The organism is Lysobacter helvus, assembly GCF_018406645.1.
Lineage (GTDB): Bacteria > Pseudomonadota > Gammaproteobacteria > Xanthomonadales > Xanthomonadaceae > Noviluteimonas > Noviluteimonas caseinilytica.
In genome coordinates, this window is sequence record NZ_AP024546.1 from 2,597,954 (window position 1) to 2,618,212 (window position 20,259).

Genomic DNA, 20,259 nt, shown 5'->3' on the forward strand with positions numbered 1-20,259 from the left:
GCGAGCGACTCGCGGGGGCCGACGCGGCCCGCGCTAGAATCGCCCCCCTCAGCCCGGGGCCAACGCAGGACCCGGGCCACGAAACGGATAACGAATGTCGCAGCAAACCACCATCCGCAAGCTCGCCGAACTGGTGAATACGCCGGTCGAAAAACTGCTGGAGCAACTGTCCGAGGCGGGCATGAGCTTCAACGGTCCGGACCAGGTCGTCACCAGCACCGAGAAAGTGAAGCTGCTGGGCTTCCTGCGACGCACGCACGGCAAGGCCGACGCACCGGCCGCCGACGCGGCCGCGCCCTCGAAGATCACGCTCAACCGCCGCAAGGTGCAGGAAGTGACGGTCGCCCAGGGCCGCACCAAGAGCACCGTCGCCGTCGAAGTGCGCCAGAAGCGCACCTACATGAAGCCCGACGAAGCGGCCGTCATCGACAGCTCGCCGGCCGCCCAGGCCGCGGCCATCGAGGGCCTGGATCCCGAGCGCGCGGAAATCCTGCGCAAGCTCGAGGAATCGCGCCAGCGCAACCTTACCGAACAGCAGCGCCTCGCCGAGACCGACGCCAAGCGCAAGGCCGAGATCGCCGAGCGCAAGCGCCTGGAAGACGAAGCCGCCGAGAAGGAACGCCAGGCCGCCGTCGTCGCCGCCGCCGAAGCCGCCGTGGCCGAAGAGACCACCAAGCCCAAGCCCGGCCACCACGGTCATCCGAAGCCGGCCGCCCCGCGCGTCGACGACAAGGCCGCCGCGCACAAGGGCAAGCCCAACCGCGGCTCGCACGCGATGGTCACGTCCATCGAGGACGACGACAACGCCGCGCGCTTCGCCGGCCAGCTGCACCTCAGCGCCTCCGAGCGCGCCCGCCGCGGCGCCGCGCGCGGCCGCCCCACCAAGCGTCGTTCGCAGGACCAGTCGCGCACCGGCACGGGCTTCAACCGCCCGACCGCGCCGATCGTCCGCGAGATCGTCATCGGCGACACCATCACCGTCGCCGACCTCGCGCAGAAGCTCGCGCTGAAGGGCGGCGAGGTGGTCAAGATGCTCTTCAAGATGGGCGTCATGGCCACGATCACGCAGTCGATCGACCACGACACCGCGGTGCTCGTCACCGAAGAACTCGGCCACACGGCGGTGCACGCCGATGCCGGCGACGTGGAAGGCGTGCTGCTCGCGCACACCGAGGACCAGCAGGGCGAGAAGCTCCCGCGTCCGCCGGTCGTCACGATCATGGGCCACGTCGACCACGGCAAGACGTCGCTGCTCGACTACATCCGCCGCACCAAGGTCGCCTCGGGCGAAGCCGGCGGCATCACCCAGCACATCGGCGCGTACCACGTCGAAACGAGCAAGGGCGTCATCAGCTTCCTCGACACGCCGGGCCACGCAGCGTTCACGCAGATGCGTGCGCGCGGCGCCAAGCTCACCGACATCGTCGTGCTGGTGGTCGCGGCCGACGACGGCGTGATGCCGCAGACGATCGAAGCGGTGCAGCACGCGAAGGCCGCGGGCGTGCCGCTCATCGTCGCCGTCAACAAGATCGACAAGTCCGACGCAGATCCGCTGCGCGTCAAGAACGACCTGCTCGCGCAGGGCGTGGTCGCCGAGGAATTCGGTGGCGACACGCAGATGGTGGAACTGTCCGCCAAGACCGGCCAGGGCGTGGACAACCTGCTCGACGCGATCACGCTGCAGGCCGAAGTGCTCGAGCTGCGCGCCGTGTTCGACGGCCGCGCCAGCGGCGTGGTCATCGAGTCGGCGCTCGACAAGGGCCGCGGCCCGGTCGCCACCGTGCTCGTGCAGCAGGGCACGCTCCGCAAGGGCGATTACCTGGTGTGCGGCGTGCAGTACGGCCGCGTGCGCGCGCTGTTCGACGAAACGGGCAAGCAGGTGCCGGAAGCGACGCCGTCGATTCCCGTGCAGGTGCTCGGCTTGTCCGGCGTGCCGGATGCGGGCGACGACTTCACGGTGGTCGAAGACGAACGCCTGGCGAAGGACGTCGCGCAGCAGCGCGATGCCAAGCGCCGCGAATCGCGCCTCGTCAGCCAGGCGGGCAACCGCATGGAAGACATCATGGCGCAGATGGGCGAGGGCGCTGCCCAGCAGACGCTCAACCTGCTGGTGAAGGCCGACGTGCAGGGTTCGGTGCAGGCGCTGCGCGAAGCGCTCACCGGCCTGTCCAACCCGCAGATCCGCATCAACGTGATCGGCGGCGGCGTGGGCGGCATCACCGAGTCCGACGCCACGCTGGCGGCGACGTCGAAGGCCACGGTCATCGGCTTCAACGTCCGTGCCGACGCATCGGCGCGCAAGGTCATCGAGTCCAACGGCGTCGACCTGCGGTACTTCTCGATCATCTACGACGTCATCGACCAGGTGAAGCAGATCGCCTCCGGCGTGCTCGGCAAGGAGATCCGCGAAGAGATCATCGGCATCGCCGAGGTGCGCGACGTGTTCCGCAGCTCCAAGTTCGGCGCGGTCGCCGGCTGCATGGTCATCGAAGGCGTGGTCAAGCGCAGCAAGCCGATCCGCGTGCTGCGCGACAACACCGTCGTCTACGAGGGCGAGCTGGAATCGCTGCGTCGCTACAAGGAGAACGTCGACGAGGTGCGCAACGGCACCGAGTGCGGCATCGGCGTCAAGGCGTACAACGACGTCAAGCCGGGCGACCAGATCGAATGCTTCGAGCGCATCGAGGTGCAGCGCACGCTGTAAGGCGCGCGCTCCACACTCCCATGGCGCAGAAGTCCTTCCATCGCACCGACCGCGTGTCGGCCCAGCTCCGCCGCGAGCTGGGCACGCTCGTGCACGCCGCCGTGCGCGAGCATGGCCTGGGGTCCACCAGCGTCTCCGACGTTGAAGTCACGCGCGACATGGCGCATGCCAAGGTGTTCGTGACCGTGCTGCAGGCCGAGAAGGCGGCGGAAACGGTCAAGGCGCTCAAGGCGCTCGCGCCGGAAATCCGCTACCAGCTCGCGCGCGCGGTGAAGATGCGCCACGTGCCCGAACTGCATTTCCATTACGACGATTCCGTCGACAAGGGCGAGCGCATCGACCACCTGTTGCGGGACGCAGGTCCCGGAACGCCGGACGCCTGACCACGGATCGCCTTTGGACCCGAGCCCCGAGCCCCGAGTCCCGAGCCCCGGCAAGCGCACGCGCTTCCGCAAGCTCGACGGCATCCTGCTCCTCGACAAACCCCGCGGCCTGAGTTCCAACCAGGCGTTGCAGCGCGTGCGCCATCTGTTCCGCGCGGAGAAGGGCGGCCACACCGGCAGCCTCGATCCGCTCGCCACCGGCCTGCTGCCGGTGTGCTTCGGCGAAGCGACGAAGATCGCCGGCGGCCTGCTCGGCGCGCGCAAGGGGTACGAAACCGTCGCGCGCCTGGGCATCGTCACCGACACCGATGACGCCGAAGGCGCGCCGCTGCGCGAACGGCCGGTGCCCGCCCTCACGATTCCCGTCATCGACGCCGCGTTGGCGACGCTCACTGGCGCGCAGATGCAGCGGCCGCCGATCTATTCCGCGCTCAAGCGCGGCGGCGAACCCATGTATGCCCGCGCGCGCCGCGGCGAAGTGCTCGAAGTCGAGCCACGGCCGGTCGACGTCCACGCCTTCGAACTGATCTCCGCCGCCGACCTGCTGCACGGCGACGAACCGCTGCTGCGCCTGCACGTGGAATGCGGCTCGGGCACCTACGTGCGCAGCCTCGTGCGGGACCTGGGCGAACTGCTGGGGTGCGGCGCGCACGTGGCCGAGCTGCGCCGCCTGTGGGTCGATCCCTTCCGCGATCCGCGCATGTGGACGCTGGAAGCCCTGCAGGAACTCGCCGACCGCGGCGAACGCATGCTCGACGCCTGCCTGCTCCCGATCGAAACCGGCATGACCGCGTGGCCGCACCTGCGCGTCTCGGCCGCGCAGGCCATGCGCCTGGCGCGCGGCCAGTCGGTGGCCGGCGCCTCGTCCACGCCCGGCCGCGTCGCGCTGTACGACGACGCGGGCCGCGCGCTCGGCCTGGGCCAGGTGGATGAAACCGGCTGCCTGCGCCCGCAACGCCTGTTCACGTGGGCGGCCGCACTGGGCCAGCCCGCTCCGACCGTCGCTAAACCCTTGTCCTGAAAGGCAGCGGGCGCTTACAATCCCGCGGCTTTTCCAGCACCACCCATCTGCAGATCCCTGCATTCCCGCACGCGGCGGGCCATGCGGTGCGTCCCGGGCCGGACCCCGGACGTTCCTGCGAGGCCGCGCATCACACGAGGTTTTCCATGTCCATCGATTCCGCGAAAGTCATTTCCGAACACAAGCGCGGCGACAACGACACCGGTTCGCCGGAAGTCCAGGTCGCCCTGCTCACCGCCCGCATCGAACAGCTGACGGGCCACTTCAAGACGCACAAGCAGGACCACCACAGCCGCCGAGGCTTGCTGATGATGGTCAACCGCCGCCGCAGCCTGCTCGACTACCTCAAGCGCAAGGACATCGAGCGCTACAAGAGCCTGATCGAGAAGCTGGGCCTGCGTCGCTAAAGCACTACCCGACCGCGGCGCAGGAATGCGCCGCGGTCTTCGTTTCGGCAGTACGTTTTTCTTCAAAGCCCCCCAGGTCGCGCAGCGACCGCACCGACGTCGGCAAGGGCCGTCGCGGTTCATCAGCTAGCAATTCCAAGGACATCCTCACGTGGCGAAAATCACCAAGACCTTCCAGTACGGCAAGCACGAAGTCACCCTCGAAACCGGCGAAGTCGCCCGCCAGGCGTCCGGCGCCGTGGTCGTCAAGGTCGACGGCACCGTCCTGCTGGTCACCGCCGTCGCCGCCAAGTCGGCGCGCGAAGGCCAGGACTTCTTCCCCCTCACGGTGGACTACCAGGAGAAGTTCTACGCCGGCGGCCGCATCCCGGGCGGCTTCTTCAAGCGCGAAGGGCGCCAGACCGAAAAGGAAACGCTGATCTCGCGCCTGATCGATCGCCCGATCCGCCCGCTGTTCCCCGAGGACTACCGCAACGAAGTCCAGATCATCGCCACGGTGATGTCGCTCAACCCGGAAGTCGACGGTGACATCCCGGCGCTGATCGGCGCGTCCGCCGCGCTGTCGCTCGCCGGCACCCCGTTCCAGGGCCCGATCGGCGCCGCCAAGGTCGGTTACAAGAACGGGCAGTACATCCTCAACCCGTCGATGACGGAACTCGCCGATTCCGAACTCGAACTCGTCGTCGCCGGCACGTCCAACGCCGTGCTGATGGTCGAGTCCGAAGCGAAGGAACTGTCGGAAGACGTGATGCTCGGCGCCGTGATGTTCGGCCACCGCGAGATGCAGAAGGTCATCAACGCGATCAACGAACTCACCGTCGAAGCCGGCACGAAGGCCAACACGTGGGTCGAGCCGACCAAGCACCAGGGCCTGATCGCCGCCATCAAGGAAGGCGCCGGCACGCAGCTCGCGCAGGCCTACCAGATCCGCGACAAGGGCCAGCGCCGCGACGCCATCCAGGCGATCAAGAAGGACCTGTGGGCGCAGCTCTCGGGCCGCGCCGAGGCCGAAGCCTTCACGCAGGGCGAATTCGGCAAGGAATTCGGCGAACTGGAATACCAGACGATGCGCGGCTCGGTCCTGTCGACCAAGGTCCGCATCGACGGTCGCGCGCTCGACACCGTGCGCCCGATCAACTCGCAGGTCGGCATCCTGCCGCGCACGCACGGCTCCTCGCTGTTCACGCGTGGCGAGACGCAGGCGATCGTGGTCGCCACGCTCGGCACCGCGCGCGATGGCCAGATCATCGACGCCGTCGCCGGCGAGTACAAGGAGCACTTCCTGTTCCACTACAACTTCCCCCCGTTCTCCGTGGGTGAAGCCGGCCGCATGATGGGCCCGAAGCGCCGCGAAATCGGCCACGGCCGCCTCGCCAAGCGCGGCGTGCTCGCCGTGATGCCGTCGATGGAAGCCTTCCCGTACACCATCCGCATCGTGTCGGAAATCACCGAGTCCAACGGTTCCTCGTCGATGGCCTCCGTCTGCGGTTCCTCGCTGGCGCTGATGGACGCGGGCGTGCCGATCTCCGCGCCGGTCGCGGGCATCGCGATGGGCCTGGTGAAGGAAGGCGACGACTTCGTCGTGCTGAGCGACATCCTGGGCGACGAAGACCACCTCGGCGACATGGACTTCAAGGTGGCCGGCACGCAGAAGGGCATCTCGGCGCTGCAGATGGACATCAAGATCCAGGGCATCACCGAGGAAATCATGAAGGTCGCGCTGGCCCAGGCGAAGGCCGGCCGCCTGCACATCCTCGGCGAGATGGCCAACGCCATCACCACGCCGCGCGGTGAGCTGAGCGAGTTCGCGCCGCGCCTGCTGACGATGAAGATCCACCCCGACAAGATCCGCGAAGTGATCGGCAAGGGCGGCTCGACCATCCAGGCGATCACCAAGGAAACCGGCACGCAGATCGACATCCAGGACGACGGCACGATCGTCATCGCTTCGGTCAACGCCGCCGCCGCCCAGGCCGCGAAGGCGCGCATCGAGCAGATCACCTCCGACGTCGAGCCGGGCCGCATCTACGAAGGCAAGGTCGTCAAGCTGATGGACTTCGGCGCGTTCGTGACCATCCTGCCGGGCAAGGACGGCCTGGTGCACGTCTCGCAGATCTCCAACGAGCGCGTCGAGAAGGTCAGCGACAAGCTCAAGGAAGGCGACGTGGTGAAGGTCAAGGTGCTGGAAGTCGACAAGCAGGGCCGCATCCGCCTGTCGATGAAGGCCGTGGAAGAAGGCGAGGGCGTGACCGCCGAGTAATCGGCCGCGCGACATCGCAGGCTTCACGAAAAAGCGGGCTTCGGCCCGCTTTTTCTTTGCGTCGCAGGAGGTGAGACGGGCCCGTGCCAGGCTCGTGCCATGCCCGTTCATCCCCCTCGCGAATCCCGGGCGGATAATCCCGCGGGCATGCCCCCGGCCTCCGTCCTCGCCCAGTTCCACCCCGCGGTCGCGGCGTGGTTTTCGCGCACGTTCCCGTCGCCCACGGAAGCGCAATCGCTGGCCTGGCCGGCGATCGCCAGCGGCCGCAACACGCTCGTCGCCGCGCCCACCGGGTCGGGCAAGACGCTCACCGCGTTCCTCGCCGCCATCGATGCGCTCGTGCGCGAAGGCCTGTCGACCGGCCTGTCCGACGAGACGCACGTCGTCTACGTCTCGCCGTTGAAAGCGCTGTCGAACGACATCCACCTGAACCTCGAAGCGCCGCTCGCCGGTATCCGCGAAGAGCTCGAACGCCTCGGCCTTCCCGACGTCCCCATCCGGACCGCCGTACGCACCGGCGACACGCCGCAGAAGGAACGCGCGCAGATGCGCCGCGCCCCGCCGCACGTGCTGGTGACCACGCCGGAGTCGCTGTACGTGTTGCTCGGCTCCGAGTCGGGCCGCGCGATGCTGTCGAAGGCGCGCACGGTGATCGTCGACGAAATCCACGCGGTGGCCGCCAGCAAGCGCGGCAGTCATTTGTCGCTGTCGCTGGAACGCCTCGAATCGCTGTGCGGCCGCGCACTCGTGCGCGTCGGCTTGTCCGCCACGCAGAAACCGATCGATGAAGTCGCGCGCTTCCTCGTCGGCAGCGCCGCCGTGGCGCCCGACGGCACGCCCGACTGCGCGATCGTCGACATCGGCTACACCCGCGCGCGCGACCTCGCCATCGAAGTGCCGCCCACGCCGTTGTCGGCGGTGATGTCCAACGAGCAATGGGACCAGGTCTACGCGCGCATCGCGCAACTGGTCGAGCAGCACCGCACCACGCTCGTCTTCGTCAACACGCGCCGCATGGCCGAACGCGCCGCGCGGCACCTCGGCGAAAAGCTCGGCCGCGAACACGTCGCGGCGCACCACGGCAGCCTCGCGCGCGAATTGCGCCTGGATGCGGAGCAGCGCCTCAAAGCCGGGCAGCTGAAGGTGCTGATCGCGACCGCGTCGCTCGAACTGGGCATCGACATCGGCGACGTGGACCTCGTGTGCCAGCTCGGGTCGCCACGCGCGATCGCGGCGTTCCTGCAGCGCGTCGGGCGGTCGGGGCACCACGTCGGCGGCACGCCGAAGGGGCGCCTGTTCCCGCAATCGCGCGACGACCTCGCCGAATGCACCGCGCTGCTCGACTGCGTGCGTCGCGGCGGACTGGATGCGCTGCACCTGCCGCGCGCGCCGCTGGATGTCCTCGCGCAACACCTGGTCGCCGAAGTCGCGATGCAGGAATGGGACGAGGATGCGTTGTACGACCTCGTACGCCGCGCGTGGCCGTATGCGCAGCTCGCGCGCAAGGACTACGACGCCGTGGTCGCGATGCTCACCGAAGGCTTCACCACGCGGCGCGGCCCGCGCGCCGGCTACGTGCATCGCGACGCCGTGCATCGCCGCCTGCGCGGCCGGCAGGGCGGGCGCGTCACCGCGGTGATGTCGGGCGGCACGATCCCCGACACCGGCGACTACGCCGTGGTGCTGGAGCCGCAGGCGCTCAACATCGGCTCGGTCAACGAAGACTTCGCGATCGAAAGCATCGCCGGCGACATCTTCCAGCTCGGCAACACCAGCTATCGCGTCCTGAAGCTGGAGCCCGGCCGCATGCGCGTGGAAGACGCGCACGGCGCGCCGCCGACGATCCCGTTCTGGCTCGGCGAAGCGCCGGGACGCACGGATGAGCTCTCGCAGGGCGTCTCGCGGTTGCGCGAAGAAGTGGTCGCGCGACTGGGCGAAGGCGACGACGCATTGACCGACGCGATCGCGTGGCTCGTCAACGACGTCGGCCTGCCCGAAGACGCCGCGCGCCAGCTCGCCGACTACCTGGCGCGCCAGCACGTGTCGCTGGGCGCCATGCCCACGCAGTCGCGCATCGTGCTGGAACGCTTCTTCGACGAATCCGGCGGCACGCAGCTCATCGTGCATTCGCCGTTCGGCAGCCGCGTCAACCGCGCGTGGGGGCTGGCGCTGCGCAAGCGCTTCTGCCGCAAGTTCAATTTCGAATTGCAGGCTGCGGCCACCGAAGACGCGATCGTCCTGTCGCTCTCCACCAGCCACAGCTTCCCGCTGATCGAAGTCGCGCATTACCTGCATTCGTCCTCGGCCGAACACATCCTGGTGCAGGCGTTGCTCGATGCCCCCTTGTTCGGCGTGCGCTGGCGCTGGAACGCGACGACGGCGCTCGCACTGCCGCGCTTCACGGGCGGGAAGAAAGTGGCGCCGCAGTTGCAGCGGATGCGGTCGGAGGATTTGCTGGCCACCGTGTTCCCGGACCAGGTGGCGTGCGCGGAAAACCTGGTCGGCGAACGCGAAGTGCCCGACCACCCGCTGGTCGCGCAGACGCTCGACGACTGCCTGCACGAGGCGATGGATGCGGCCGGCTGGCTCGATGTCCTGAGGCGCATGGAATCGGGCGAGATCGACATCGTCGCGCGCGACCTCACCGCGCCGTCCCCGTTCGCCGCCGAAGCCCTCAACGCGCGGCCGTACGCCTTCCTCGACGACGCACCGCTGGAAGAACGCCGCACGCAGGCCGTCATGGCGCGCCGCTATGGCGAAGCCGACACGGCGGAAGACCTTGGCCGCCTCGACGCCGCCGCGATCGACGAAGTCCGCGCGCAAGCCTGGCCCGACGCCCGCAACGCCGATGAAATGCACGACGCGCTGATGGGCCTGGGCTGCGTGACGCAGGCCGAAGCCGACCTGCATGGCTGGCAGCGCTGGCTCGACGCATTGGCGAAGGACCAGCGCGCCACGCGCCTGGCGATCGCCGGGGGTCAGTGGTGGCCCGCCGAACGCTTGCCGCAGGCGCAGGCCTTGCATCCGGCCGCGATGATGCAGCCCGCGATCGCGACGCCCGCCGAATTCGCCCGCACGTGGACGCCGGAAGACGCCACCGTCGCGCTCCTGCGTGCGCGGCTCACCGGCCTCGGCCCGGTCACCGCCGCGCAACTCGCTGCAGCGCTGGGCCTGTTGCGCAGCACGATCGACCTCGCGCTCGCCACGCTGGAAAGCGAAGGCTTCGCGATGCGCGGCCGCTTCACCCCGGGCCCCGATGCACCGCACGACGAGGAATGGTGCGAACGTCATCTTTTGGCGCGCATCCATCGCTACACGATCGGGCGCCTGCGCCGCGAAATCGAACCCGTCGAACCGCGCGACTACCTGCGCTTCCTGTGCGACTGGCAACGTGTCGCGCCGGGCGCACGCGTCAGCGGTCCCGAAGCGCTGGCCGGCGTGCTCGCGCAACTCGAAGGCTTCGAAGCCCCGGCCTCGGCGTGGGAAAGCGACCTGCTGCCGGCGCGCGTCGCCGACTATTCGATCGCCTGGCTCGACGACCTGTGCACCGCCGGCCGCGTGACGTGGGCGCGCCTGCGCCACACGCCGGTCGACACCGGGGCAGGGCGCTCGACCTCGACGACCAGCGGCCCCGTGCGCGCAACGCCGATCGTGCTGCTGCCGCGCCGCCAGCTCGCGACGTGGACGCACGTGGCCGCGCATCGCGGCGAAGAAGATGCGGCGTTGTCGTCGCGCGCGGAAAAGGTCGCGGACTACCTGCGCGACCACGGCGCCTCGTTCTTCGACGAACTCGTCGGCGGCGCGCACCTGCTGCGCACCGAACTCGAGGACGCGCTGGCCGAACTGGTCGCGCGCGGTCGCGTGCACTGCGACAGCTTCGCCGGCCTGCGCGCGTTGCTGGTGCCGCAGGCCAAGCGGCCGTCGTCGTTCGGCGGTCGTCGCGGCCGTCGCACCGCGCTGTTCGGCATCGAGGACGCCGGCCGCTGGACGCTCACGCGCCGGCACGCCGACACGAGTGAACCGCTGTCGCCGGAGTCCCTCGAACACATCGCGCGCACCTTGCTGCGGCGTTACGGCGTCGTCGGCTGGCGCCTGCTCGAACGCGAAGCCGCGTGGCTGCCGCCGTGGCGCGACCTGCTGCGCGTCTACCACCGCCTCGAAGCCCGCGGCGAAATCCGCGGCGGCCGCTTCATCGCGGGCCTGTCGGGCGAACAGTTCGCGCTGCCCGAAGCGATCGGCGCCTTGCGCGCCGTGCGCAAGCGCCCGCACGACGGCGCGCTGGTCAGCGTGTCCGCGCTGGATCCGTTGAACCTGGTCGGCACCGTGCTGGCCGGCGACAAGGTGCCGCGCCACCTCGGCGCGCGCGTGCTGTATCGCGATGGTGTCCCCGTCGCGACGTGGGTGGCGGGGAAGCTCGCGTGGCTGGGGCCGACGACGCTGGACGAACAACGAGCCATGCGACGCGCGCTGTTGCGGGAGCCGGACCCGGTGCTGCACGGCGTCACGGGCTGACGCGAAGGCCGGCTTACACTTCGGCCATCTCGCGCCGGAGTCGTCGCATGCGTCTTGTCCCGCGGTTGCTGGTCGCCTCGTTGTTGCTTGCGCTGTCCGCACCGATGGCCGCGCAGTCGCCGCCCGCGGCGCAGGACGAAGTCGGCATCGCGCCGCAGATGACGTTCGAGCGCAGTTCGCTGCAGGCCGACGTCGACATCGTCGAGCGCACCTACACCGCGCTGCACCCCGGCCTCTATCGCTACAACACGCCGGCGCAGATGCGTGCGCACTTCGCGGACCTGCGCAAGGCGCTCGATGGGTCGCGCACGCTCGCGCAGGCGTACCTCGCGTTCTCCGAGTTCGCGGCGACGGTGCAATGCGGGCACACGTGGGCGAATTTCAGCAACCAGTCGAAGGACGTGCAGCGCGGGCTGTTCGAACGCGGGCGCGTCCGCGTGCCGGCCGAGTTCCTGTGGCGCGACGGCCGGATGCTCGTCACGCGCGATCTCACCGGCAAGGGCGTGTTGCCGCCGGGGACGGTGATCTCCGCGATCGACGGCATCGACACCAAGGACGTCCTCGCGCGCCTGATGCGCATCGCCCGCGCCGACGGCGGCAACGACGCGAAGCGCCGCGACCAGCTGCAGGTGCAGGGGCTGGAGAAATGGGAGCCGTTCGACGTCTACCTGCCGCTGTATTTCCCCCAACTCGGCGAGCGCATGACCTTGCGCACGACGACCCCCGCGGGCGCATCGAAGGACGTCGTGGTGCAGGGGCTCGATTACGCGCAGCGCCTGGCCGCGCGCCACGTCGAAGCGGACGACCCGCACGCCGGCTGGCGCCTGGATACCTCCGATCCGCGCATCGCGGTGATGAAGATGCCGACGTGGGCGTTGTACGACACGAAGTGGGACTGGAAGGGCTGGATCGAGGACGCCTTCGTGCAACTCGACAAGTCGCCGCGCGCGGCGCTCGTCGTCGACCTGCGCGGCAACGAAGGCGGGCTGGATGCCGGGGATGCGCTGCTGCCGCACCTGGTCGATGCGCCGATGAAACTCAGCGAGCCAGTCCGCCTCGTCCGCTATCGCAAGGTTGCCAAGCCGCTGCTGCCGTACCTGGAAACCTGGGATCCCAGCTTCAAGGACTGGGGCGACGACGCACAGCCCTACGCGAAGGAGATCGACGGGCAGCGCTACTTCACGCTGCGCGACGACGATGCGCCGCCGATCGCGCCCGGCACCGAGGTCATCGAACGCACGCTGGCCCCGAAGGCGCCGCGCTATCGCGGGCGCGTGTTCGTGCTGATCGATGCGAGCAACAGTTCGGCGACGTTCCAGTTCGCCGAACGCGTGCGCGCGGCGAAGCTGGCGACGCTGGTCGGCGAGCCCACCGGCGGCAACCAGCGCGGCATCAACGGCGGTGCGTTCTTCTTCCTGCAGCTCACGAACACCGGGCTGGAAGTCGATGTGCCGCTGATCGCGCGCTTCCCGATGCGCGACGGCAAGGCGCCGCCGGATGCCGGCCTCACGCCCGACATCGCTGCATCGCCCAAGCCGGGCGACATCGCAGCGGGCACCGACGTCGCGATGGCCGCGGTACGCGCCGCGCTCGACAAGTAACGCGCGTCAGACGATCCCGGTGGCGTAGAACACCGCGATCACCAGGAACACCGCCATCGTCTTGATCAGCGTGATGGCGAAGATGTCCTTGTACGACTGGCGATGCGTCAGCCCCGTCACGGCGAGCAGGGTGATCACCGCACCGTTGTGCGGCAACGTGTCCATGCCGCCGGAGGCCATCGCCGCGATGCGATGCAGCACTTCCATCGAAATCCCCGCGGCGTTCGCATTGGCGATGAACGTGTCCGCCATCGCGGCCAGCGCGATGCTCATGCCGCCCGATGCCGAGCCGGTGATGCCGGCCAGCGCCGTCACCGTCACCGCTTCGTTGACCAGCGGATTCGGGATCGCGCGCAACGCATCGGCCACGACGAGGAAGCCGGGGAGGGCGGCGATGACCGCACCGAACCCGTACTCCGACGCGGTGTTCATCGACGCGAGCAACGCGCCCCCGATCGCGGACTTGCTGCCTTCGGCGAACCGCGCGCGCACCGGCTTCCACGCCAGCACGAGCACCGCGAGGATGCCCGCGAGCAACGCGCCTTCCACCGCCCAGATCGCCGTGACCTTCGCGATCTCCTGCACCACCGGCGCCGGATCGCCGATCACGCCGGGCTTGAAGCTGTGCTCGGCGCCGTACCACTTCGGGATCGCCGAGGTGAGCAGCTTGTTGACCACGCCCACCAGCACCAGCGGCAACAGCGCCACCAGCGGATGCGCGAGGCGCGCGCCGGTGAAGGCGACGGGTTCGTTCACCAGCGTCGCGGCATCGCCGTAGCCTTCGCCCTTGCGCGCGGCGGCGCGACGACGCGACTCCAGGTACGTCATGCCCGCGATCAGGATCGCGACCGCGCCGATCGTGCCGAGCCACGGCGCCGCCCAGCCGTTCGTGCCGAAGAACGAGGCCGGAATGATGTTCTGGATCTGCGGCGTGCCCGGCAGCGCATCCATCGTGAAGGTGAACGCACCGAGCGCGATCGTGCCGGGGATCAGGCGCTTGGGGATGTCGGACTGGCGGAAGAGTTCGGCCGCGAAGGGATACACCGCGAACACCACGACGAACAACGACACGCCGCCATAGGTGAGCAGCGCGCACACCAGCACGATCGACAGCATCGCGCGTTGCGGCCCGACGACGCGAATCGCCGCGTTGACGATCGCCCGCGAGAATCCCGACAGCTCGATCACCTTCCCGAACACCGCGCCCAGCACGAACACCGGGAAATACAACTTGAGGAACCCCACCATCTTGTCCATGAACAAGCCGGTGAACATCGGCGCGACCAGCGAGGGATCCGTCAGCAGCACCGCGCCCAGCGCCGCGATGGGCGCGAACAGGATGACGCTGTGGCCGCGGTAGGCGACCACCATCAGGAACACGAGCGCCGCGAGGACGATCAGGAAGGCCATGCACGATCCCCGGCCGCGCGATGCGGCCTTTGCAGGGGGCGAGTGTTCGGCAAGCGCCCGCGCGCGGCCCATCGGACGAAGGTCCAATGCCGCCCACGTGGCATGCGGCCCTAGCCTTGGCGCCAATCCGCGGATCGTCCGCGTACGGTTGCATTGGGGAGATCGATCGCATGAACCGCAAGACCCTGAGCCTGGCCATCGCCGTCGCGATGTTCCCGGCCCTCGCGTGGGCGCAGGACGCCCAGCCCGCTGCCGCTGCGACGACGCCCGCGTCGAACCGGCCGGCCACGCTCGACACCGTCACCGTGACTGCGCGCAAGCGCGAGGAAACCTTGCAGGAAGTGCCGGTCGCCGTGACCGCCTTCACCGCCGAGGCCCTCGACAAGCTGGGCGTGGACGATCTGTCCGACCTCGACACGCAGGTCCCCAACCTCACGCTGTACGCCGCGCGCGGTTCCAACAGCACCATCACCGCCTACATCCGCGGCGTCGGCCAGTCCGATCCGCTGTGGGGCGTGGACCCGGGCGTGGGCCTGTACCTGGACGACGTGTACATCGCGCGTCCGCAGGGCGGCCTGCTCGACGTGTTCGACGTGGAGCGCGTGGAAGTGCTGCGCGGCCCGCAGGGCACGCTGTACGGCAAGAACACGGTGGGCGGCGCGATCAAGTACATCAGCCGTCCGCTGACCACCGACGTCACCGGCTTCGGCTCGGTCACCATCGGCAACTACGGCCAGCGCGACATCAAGGCCGCGGTGGGCGGCGGCCTGGGCGGCAACGACGCATTGCGCGCGCGCATCTCGGTGGCCGACCTGCACCGCGACGGCTTCGGCGAGAACGTGATCACCGGCGACGACGTCAGCGACAAGGACGTGACCGCGTGGCGCCTGAACATCGGCGCGTACGTCACCGACGACTTCAACCTGCAGCTCGCCTTCGACCACCTGGACGACACCTCCGGCGTGCGCGGCGCGCAGATGATCCTGCCGAACCGCTTCGACACGCTGCTGACGCCGGCGACCGGCCCGTTCCTGCCGATGGCCGACCGCTACGACGTGCGCAACGGCATGCCGAACGTCAACGACACCACGATGCTGGGCGTGTCGCTGGCCGCCAACTACAAGTTCAGCGACGACCTGTCGCTCAAGTACGTCTTCGCCAAGCGCGAGTCGGACACCGACACCAACATCGACTTCGACACCACGCCGGACAAGATCGCGGACGTGCATGCGCTGTACAGCGACCAGCAGATCAGCCACGAGCTGCAGGTGAACTACGACGCCGGCGGCCGCGCGCGCGGCGTGATGGGCATCTACTACTTCGACGGCGAAGCCGGCGGCCAGGTGCAGAACAACTTCTTCAACCTGTCCTTCGGCGACACGCAGGGCACGGTGTTCACCACCAGCACCGCGTTCTACGCCGACTGGACGTTCGACCTGACCGAGAAGCTGAAGCTGGACGTCGGCGCGCGCTACACGGACGAGGACAAGCACGCGGTCGTGCTGAACCGCTGCTATTCCAGCGCCACGTTCGCCACGCCGATCGACTGCACGCCGCTGAATCCGAACGACGACACCGCGGTGGCACGCTTCAACAAGACGATCAACTTCAAGAACACCTCGCCGAAGATCTCGCTGGACTACGACATCACGCCGGACATCATGGTGTACGGGTCGTTCTCGCGCGGCTTCAAGTCGGGCGGCTACAACATCCGCGCGCAGGCGACGATCGCCCCGACGTCGGCCAATCCGTTCAACGACGAGCAGGTGGACAGCTACGAGGTCGGCGCCAAGATGGGCCTGCTGGACCAGTCGCTGTTCCTCAACCTGTCGGCCTTCCACAACAAGTACGAAGACATCCAGCTGTCGGTGTTCACCGCGCTGCCGGGCGGCGGGTTCTTCGGCGACTTCACCAACGCGGGCAAGGGCACGGTCGACGGCCTGGAAGTCGAATACCAGTGGCTGCCGAGCAGCAGCTGGGTGATCTCCGGCAACCTGGCGTACCTGGACGCGCGTTACGACGAGTTCCTGTACTTCGACACCAACCCGGCCGTGCGCCGCACGGTGGACATCGCCGACGAGCAGGACTTCACGAATGCGCCGAAGTTCTCCGGTGCGCTCAACGTCGAATGGCGCACGCAGCTGGCCAACATGGGCAACCTGTCGGCGCGCGTGAGCTACGCCTACCAGAGCGAAGTGACGGCGACGACGGAGATCATCCGCGCGACCGTGCCGCCGGTGGCGCCCTTCGGCGCGCCGCCGATCACGCAGGACGGGTATGGCCTGGTCAATGCCGGCGTCACGTGGGCGCTGGACGACCACTGGACCTTCTCGCTGCTGGGCACCAACCTGGCCGACAAGGAATACAAGACCACCGGCTACAACCTCAACCAGGCGTTGGGCGTGTACACGGGCTTCTACGGGCCGCCGCGCCAGGTCAGCCTGACGGCCAAGTACGAGTTCTGAGGGCTTCGCGTCCGGAACCCCCGAAAGTGAGGGACGAAGGGACGACGGCGAGCGCGAGCTCGCCGTTCGTCTTTCCGCCGACCGGCCTTATGCTGCCGCCATGACCCGTGCCTTCCCATGCTGACCACCAGCGTCGTCGTCCTCGCTGCGCTCGCGTGGCTCGGCGTGCTGTTCTTCGCGGGCCTGTACGGCGAGCGCCACCCGCGCGCGTTCGCCGGCAAGTGGAAGCACATCTACGCGTTGTCGCTCGCGGTGCACTGCACCTCGTGGACGTTCTACGGCACGGTCACCCAGGCCGCGCGGTACGGCTGGGCGCTGCCGCCCACCTTCCTCGGCGCGATCCTGCTGTACCTCGTCGCCGGCGCCTTCATGGTGCGGCTCGTGCGCCTGGCGCGCGAAACCAACGCCACGTCCATCGCCGACCTCATCGCCACGCGCCTGGGCAAGGATGCGTGGCTGGCCGCGACGGTGACGCTGGTCGCCGCGCTCGGCCTGGTGCCCTACATCGCGTTGCAGCTGAAGGCGATGGCGATGAGCTTCGCGATGCTCACGGCGCGCGGGCCCGTTGAAGCGACCGCGCCGGCGTGGCAGGACAGCGCGTTGTACGTCGCCCTCGCGATGGCCTTGTTCGCGATGTTGTTCGGGACGCGGCGGGTGAGCGCGGCGGAGCACAACCGCGGGCTCGTGCTGGCGATGGCGTTCGAGTCGGTGTTGAAGCTCGCCGCGATGCTCGCGCTGGGCGCATTCGTGTGGTTCGGGCTGGATCTCTCGCATGCGGCGCCGGTCGTGCGCGCAACGCCGCCCGTGTCGAGCAGTGGCTTCGCGCCGCTGGTGCTGCTGGGTGCGTTCGCGATGTTCATCCTGCCGCACCAGTTCCACATCGCGGTCGTCGAATGCCGGCAGCAGGACGACGTGCGCACGGCGCGGTGGCAGTTCCCGTTGTATCTCGCGTTGATCGCGCTGCCGGTGTTGCCGCTCGCGCAGGCGGGGACGGCGTTGCTGGGCGATCGGGTGCCGTCGGACCTGTACGTGCTCGCGCTGCCGTTGTCGCAGGGACAGCATGCGCTGGCGTTGTTCGCGTTCCTCGGCGGATTGAGTGCGGCGACCGGCATGGTCGTCGTCAGCACGCTCACGCTGAGCCTGATGATCGGCAATCACTGGTTCGCGCCGGGGCTGCTGCGCGGCGCGTGGCGCGGCGAGGGCGGGGACTTGCGCGGGCACGTGCTTGCGCTGCGGCGCATCGGCATCGTCGCGATCATGTTGCTGGCGTGGATCTACAGTCGCCTGGTCGCGGGCAGCGAAGCGTTGGCGGACGTCGGTGCGGTGTCGTTCTCGGCGCTCGGCACGCTGGTGCCGGCGCTCGCGTTCGCCGTGTGGCGGCCGCAGACGCCGGCGCGCGCGGTGGTGGCCGGCATCGTCGCGGCGTTCGCGACCTGGTGCTGGGTGCAGTTGCTGCCGACGGTCTTCGCGTTGCGCGGTGTGTCCACCGACTGGTTGTCGCAGGGGCCGTTCGGCCTGGCGTGGTTGTCGTCGAACGGGTTGTTCGGGTTGACGGGGTGGAGCCGCCTTGGGCGCGCGGTGGGGGCGAGCCTGTTCGTCGGCACCTTCGCGACGGTGCTCGTGGCGTTGTGGACGCGCGACCTGCCGCGGCGCGCGCGGCGTGGCCTCGATGCGCGCACCTTGCGCGACGCGGGCCTGCGCTTCCTCCCGCCGGAGCGTGTCGCCGAATTCCTGCGCGACGCGCCGCCGGATGGCGCGGTGCCGGCCGCGACGGAAGCCCGCATCGAACGCGAACTCGCCGCCGTGCTGGGATCCGCCTCCGCCCGCGTGCTGCTCGATGCGGCGCGTCGCGAATCCGGCCACCTCGACACCGTCGCCGCCATCGTCGGCGAAGCCTCGCGCGACCTGCGCTTCAACCAGCGCGTGCTCGAAGCGGCGCTGGAGAACATGAGCCAGGGCATCAGCGTGGTCGACGCGCAGTTGCGCCTGGTCGCCTGGAACACGCGTTACGCCGAACTGTTCGACTTCCCCGAATCGCTGCTGCAGGTGGGCACGCCCATCGCCGACCTCGCGCGCCACGCCTTGCGCCAGATGCCGCCGAACGGCGACGCGGAACGTGCGTTGCAACGCCGCCTGGCGCACATGCGCGCGGGCACGGCGCACCTGACCGAGCGCGTGTTCCCTGATGGCGGCATCGTCGAAATCCGCGGCAACCCGATGCCGGGCGGCGGGTTCGTTGCGACGTTCACCGATGTCACCGCGTTCCGCCGTACCGAAGCCGCGCTGCTGCAATCGAACGAAACGCTCGAACAGCGCGTCGACGAACGCACCGCCGATCTGGAATCCGCGCGCCGCGAAGCCGAGCGCGCGAACGACGCGAAGGGCCGCTTCCTCGCCGCCATCGGCCACGACCTGCTGCAACCCTTGCACGCCGCGCACCTGTTCACCGACGCGCTCGCACGGCAGGTGCCGGAGGCGGGGCGCGAAAGCGTGCAGCAGATCCGTGGCGCACTGGATTCGACGACGGACTTGCTCACCGCGCTGCTCGACATGTCGCGCCTGGAATCCGGTGGCCTGGACCCGCAGCCGCGCGACTTCGCGCTGGCGGACGTGCTGGAGCCGCTGGCGTCGGAATTCCGCGTGCTCGCCGCCGAACATGGCTTGCAATTCGATGCGTTGCCGACGCGCGCCTGGGTGCGCAGCGACCCGCAGTTGCTGCGGCGCGTGCTGCAGAACTTCCTCGCCAATGCCGTGCGTTACACGCAGCAGGGGCGCGTCGTGCTCGGGGTGCGACGCGACGGCGACCGCGTGCGCATCGAGGTGCACGACACCGGCCCCGGCATCGCGCTCGAAGCGCAATCGCACATCTTCGACGAGTTCCGCCGGGGCGAAGACGCCGCGGGGCAGGGCCTGGGCCTCGGGCTGGCGATCGCGGACCGCATCGCGCGCCTGCTCGATGCACCGCTCACGCTGCGCAGCACGCCCGGCGTCGGCACGGTCTTTGCCGTGACGCTGCCGCGCGTGGCCGGCCCCGCGCACGACGCGCCGCTGGTCGCCACGCGCAGCGGCGGCCTGGCCGGCACGCGCGTGCTGGTGCTCGACAACGAAGCGATGGCGCGCAATGCCTTGCGGCAGTTGCTCGAAGGCATGGGCTGCTCGGTCGTCGACGTGCCCGACGCGCAATCCGCGCACGACGTCCTGCGCGAGACGCCGGCGGATTTGTGGCTGTTCGACTACCACCTGGACGCGGGCGACACCGGCGTGGGCGCGCACGGGCGGCTGTCGGACGCGCATGGCGCACGGCCCACCGTGATCCTCAGCGCCGACGCGGGGGCCGACGTCCGGGCGGCCGTGCACGAAGCGGGCCTGCCCCTGCTGATGAAACCCCTGAAGCCGCTGGCGCTGAAGAGCGTGCTGGACCGGTTGCTGGCCGCCCGCGCGGTCACCTGAGCCCGCAAAAACCTCGTCGCGTCATCACCCGGACTTTGCAGGGCGC

9 protein-coding genes and 2 pseudogenes are annotated in these 20,259 nt (G+C 69.2%); 10 read left to right on the forward strand and 1 reads right to left on the reverse strand.

What is annotated here, in order from left to right; all coding sequences use genetic code 11:
* Positions 1-94: 94 nt before the first annotated feature.
* From LYSHEL_RS16175 to LYSHEL_RS12630, 8 genes and pseudogenes are all read left to right on the forward strand, one after another.
* Positions 95-652, forward strand: a pseudogene (locus LYSHEL_RS16175) (translation initiation factor IF-2 associated domain-containing protein); the annotation flags it as partial.
* A 54-nt stretch (positions 653-706) separates the two neighbouring features.
* Positions 707-2,704 (forward strand): annotated as a pseudogene (infB, locus tag LYSHEL_RS12600) (translation initiation factor IF-2); the annotation flags it as partial.
* Positions 2,705-2,724: 20 nt separating this feature from the next.
* Complete coding sequence (gene rbfA / locus LYSHEL_RS12605) at positions 2,725-3,087, forward strand: 30S ribosome-binding factor RbfA (RefSeq protein ID WP_213434379.1); 363 nt, start codon at positions 2,725-2,727, stop codon at positions 3,085-3,087.
* A 13-nt stretch (positions 3,088-3,100) separates the two neighbouring features.
* Complete coding sequence (gene truB, locus LYSHEL_RS12610) at positions 3,101-4,108, forward strand: tRNA pseudouridine(55) synthase TruB (RefSeq protein ID WP_213434380.1); 1,008 nt, start codon at positions 3,101-3,103, stop codon at positions 4,106-4,108.
* A 146-nt stretch (positions 4,109-4,254) separates the two neighbouring features.
* Positions 4,255-4,515 (forward strand): 30S ribosomal protein S15, encoded by a 261-nt coding sequence (gene rpsO, locus LYSHEL_RS12615; RefSeq protein ID WP_036168046.1) that lies wholly within the window; start codon positions 4,255-4,257, stop codon positions 4,513-4,515.
* A 151-nt stretch (positions 4,516-4,666) separates the two neighbouring features.
* Positions 4,667-6,775 (forward strand): polyribonucleotide nucleotidyltransferase, encoded by a 2,109-nt coding sequence (gene pnp, locus LYSHEL_RS12620; protein WP_213434381.1) that lies wholly within the window; start codon positions 4,667-4,669, stop codon positions 6,773-6,775.
* Between the two features lie 147 nt (positions 6,776-6,922).
* Positions 6,923-11,287 (forward strand): DEAD/DEAH box helicase, encoded by a 4,365-nt coding sequence (locus tag LYSHEL_RS12625; protein ID WP_213434382.1) that lies wholly within the window; start codon positions 6,923-6,925, stop codon positions 11,285-11,287.
* Between the two features lie 47 nt (positions 11,288-11,334).
* The gene (locus LYSHEL_RS12630; protein WP_213434383.1) at positions 11,335-12,888 is read left to right on the forward strand and encodes a S41 family peptidase; all 1,554 of its coding nucleotides are present in this window, start codon (positions 11,335-11,337) and stop codon (positions 12,886-12,888) included.
* A gap of 6 nt (positions 12,889-12,894) precedes the next feature.
* Here the strand turns inward: LYSHEL_RS12630 and LYSHEL_RS12635 are convergent, their stop codons facing one another.
* A complete protein-coding gene (locus LYSHEL_RS12635; protein ID WP_213434384.1) occupies positions 12,895-14,298 on the reverse strand; it encodes a GntP family permease in 1,404 nt (467 codons plus the stop codon).
* 170 nt (positions 14,299-14,468) lie between these two features.
* On the opposite strand from LYSHEL_RS12635, the gene LYSHEL_RS12640 reads away from it, so the two are divergent.
* Together LYSHEL_RS12640 and LYSHEL_RS12645 are read left to right on the forward strand one after the other, a co-directional pair.
* Positions 14,469-16,763 carry a TonB-dependent receptor gene (locus LYSHEL_RS12640; RefSeq protein WP_213434385.1) on the forward strand — a complete coding sequence of 765 codons (2,295 nt, stop codon included), beginning with the start codon at positions 14,469-14,471 and terminating at the stop codon, positions 16,761-16,763.
* Between the two features lie 117 nt (positions 16,764-16,880).
* Positions 16,881-20,213, forward strand: coding sequence for a hybrid sensor histidine kinase/response regulator (locus LYSHEL_RS12645; protein WP_213434386.1), 3,333 nt, complete (start codon positions 16,881-16,883; stop codon positions 20,211-20,213).
* Positions 20,214-20,259: the final 46 nt, after the last annotated feature.

Excerpts from the sequence above, each read along its gene's own strand:
- rbfA (WP_213434379.1), top strand. The coding sequence starts at position 2,725 with ATGGCGCAGAAGTCCTTCCATCGCACCGACCGCGTGTCGGCCCAGCTC.
- rpsO (WP_036168046.1), top strand. The coding sequence starts at position 4,255 with ATGTCCATCGATTCCGCGAAAGTCATTTCCGAACACAAGCGCGGCGAC.
- LYSHEL_RS12625 (WP_213434382.1), top strand. The coding sequence starts at position 6,923 with ATGCCCCCGGCCTCCGTCCTCGCCCAGTTCCACCCCGCGGTCGCGGCG.
- LYSHEL_RS12630 (WP_213434383.1), top strand. The coding sequence starts at position 11,335 with ATGCGTCTTGTCCCGCGGTTGCTGGTCGCCTCGTTGTTGCTTGCGCTG.
- LYSHEL_RS12635 (WP_213434384.1), bottom strand. The coding sequence starts at position 14,298 with ATGGCCTTCCTGATCGTCCTCGCGGCGCTCGTGTTCCTGATGGTGGTC.
- LYSHEL_RS12640 (WP_213434385.1), top strand. The coding sequence starts at position 14,469 with ATGAACCGCAAGACCCTGAGCCTGGCCATCGCCGTCGCGATGTTCCCG.
- LYSHEL_RS12645 (WP_213434386.1), top strand. The coding sequence starts at position 16,881 with ATGCTGACCACCAGCGTCGTCGTCCTCGCTGCGCTCGCGTGGCTCGGC.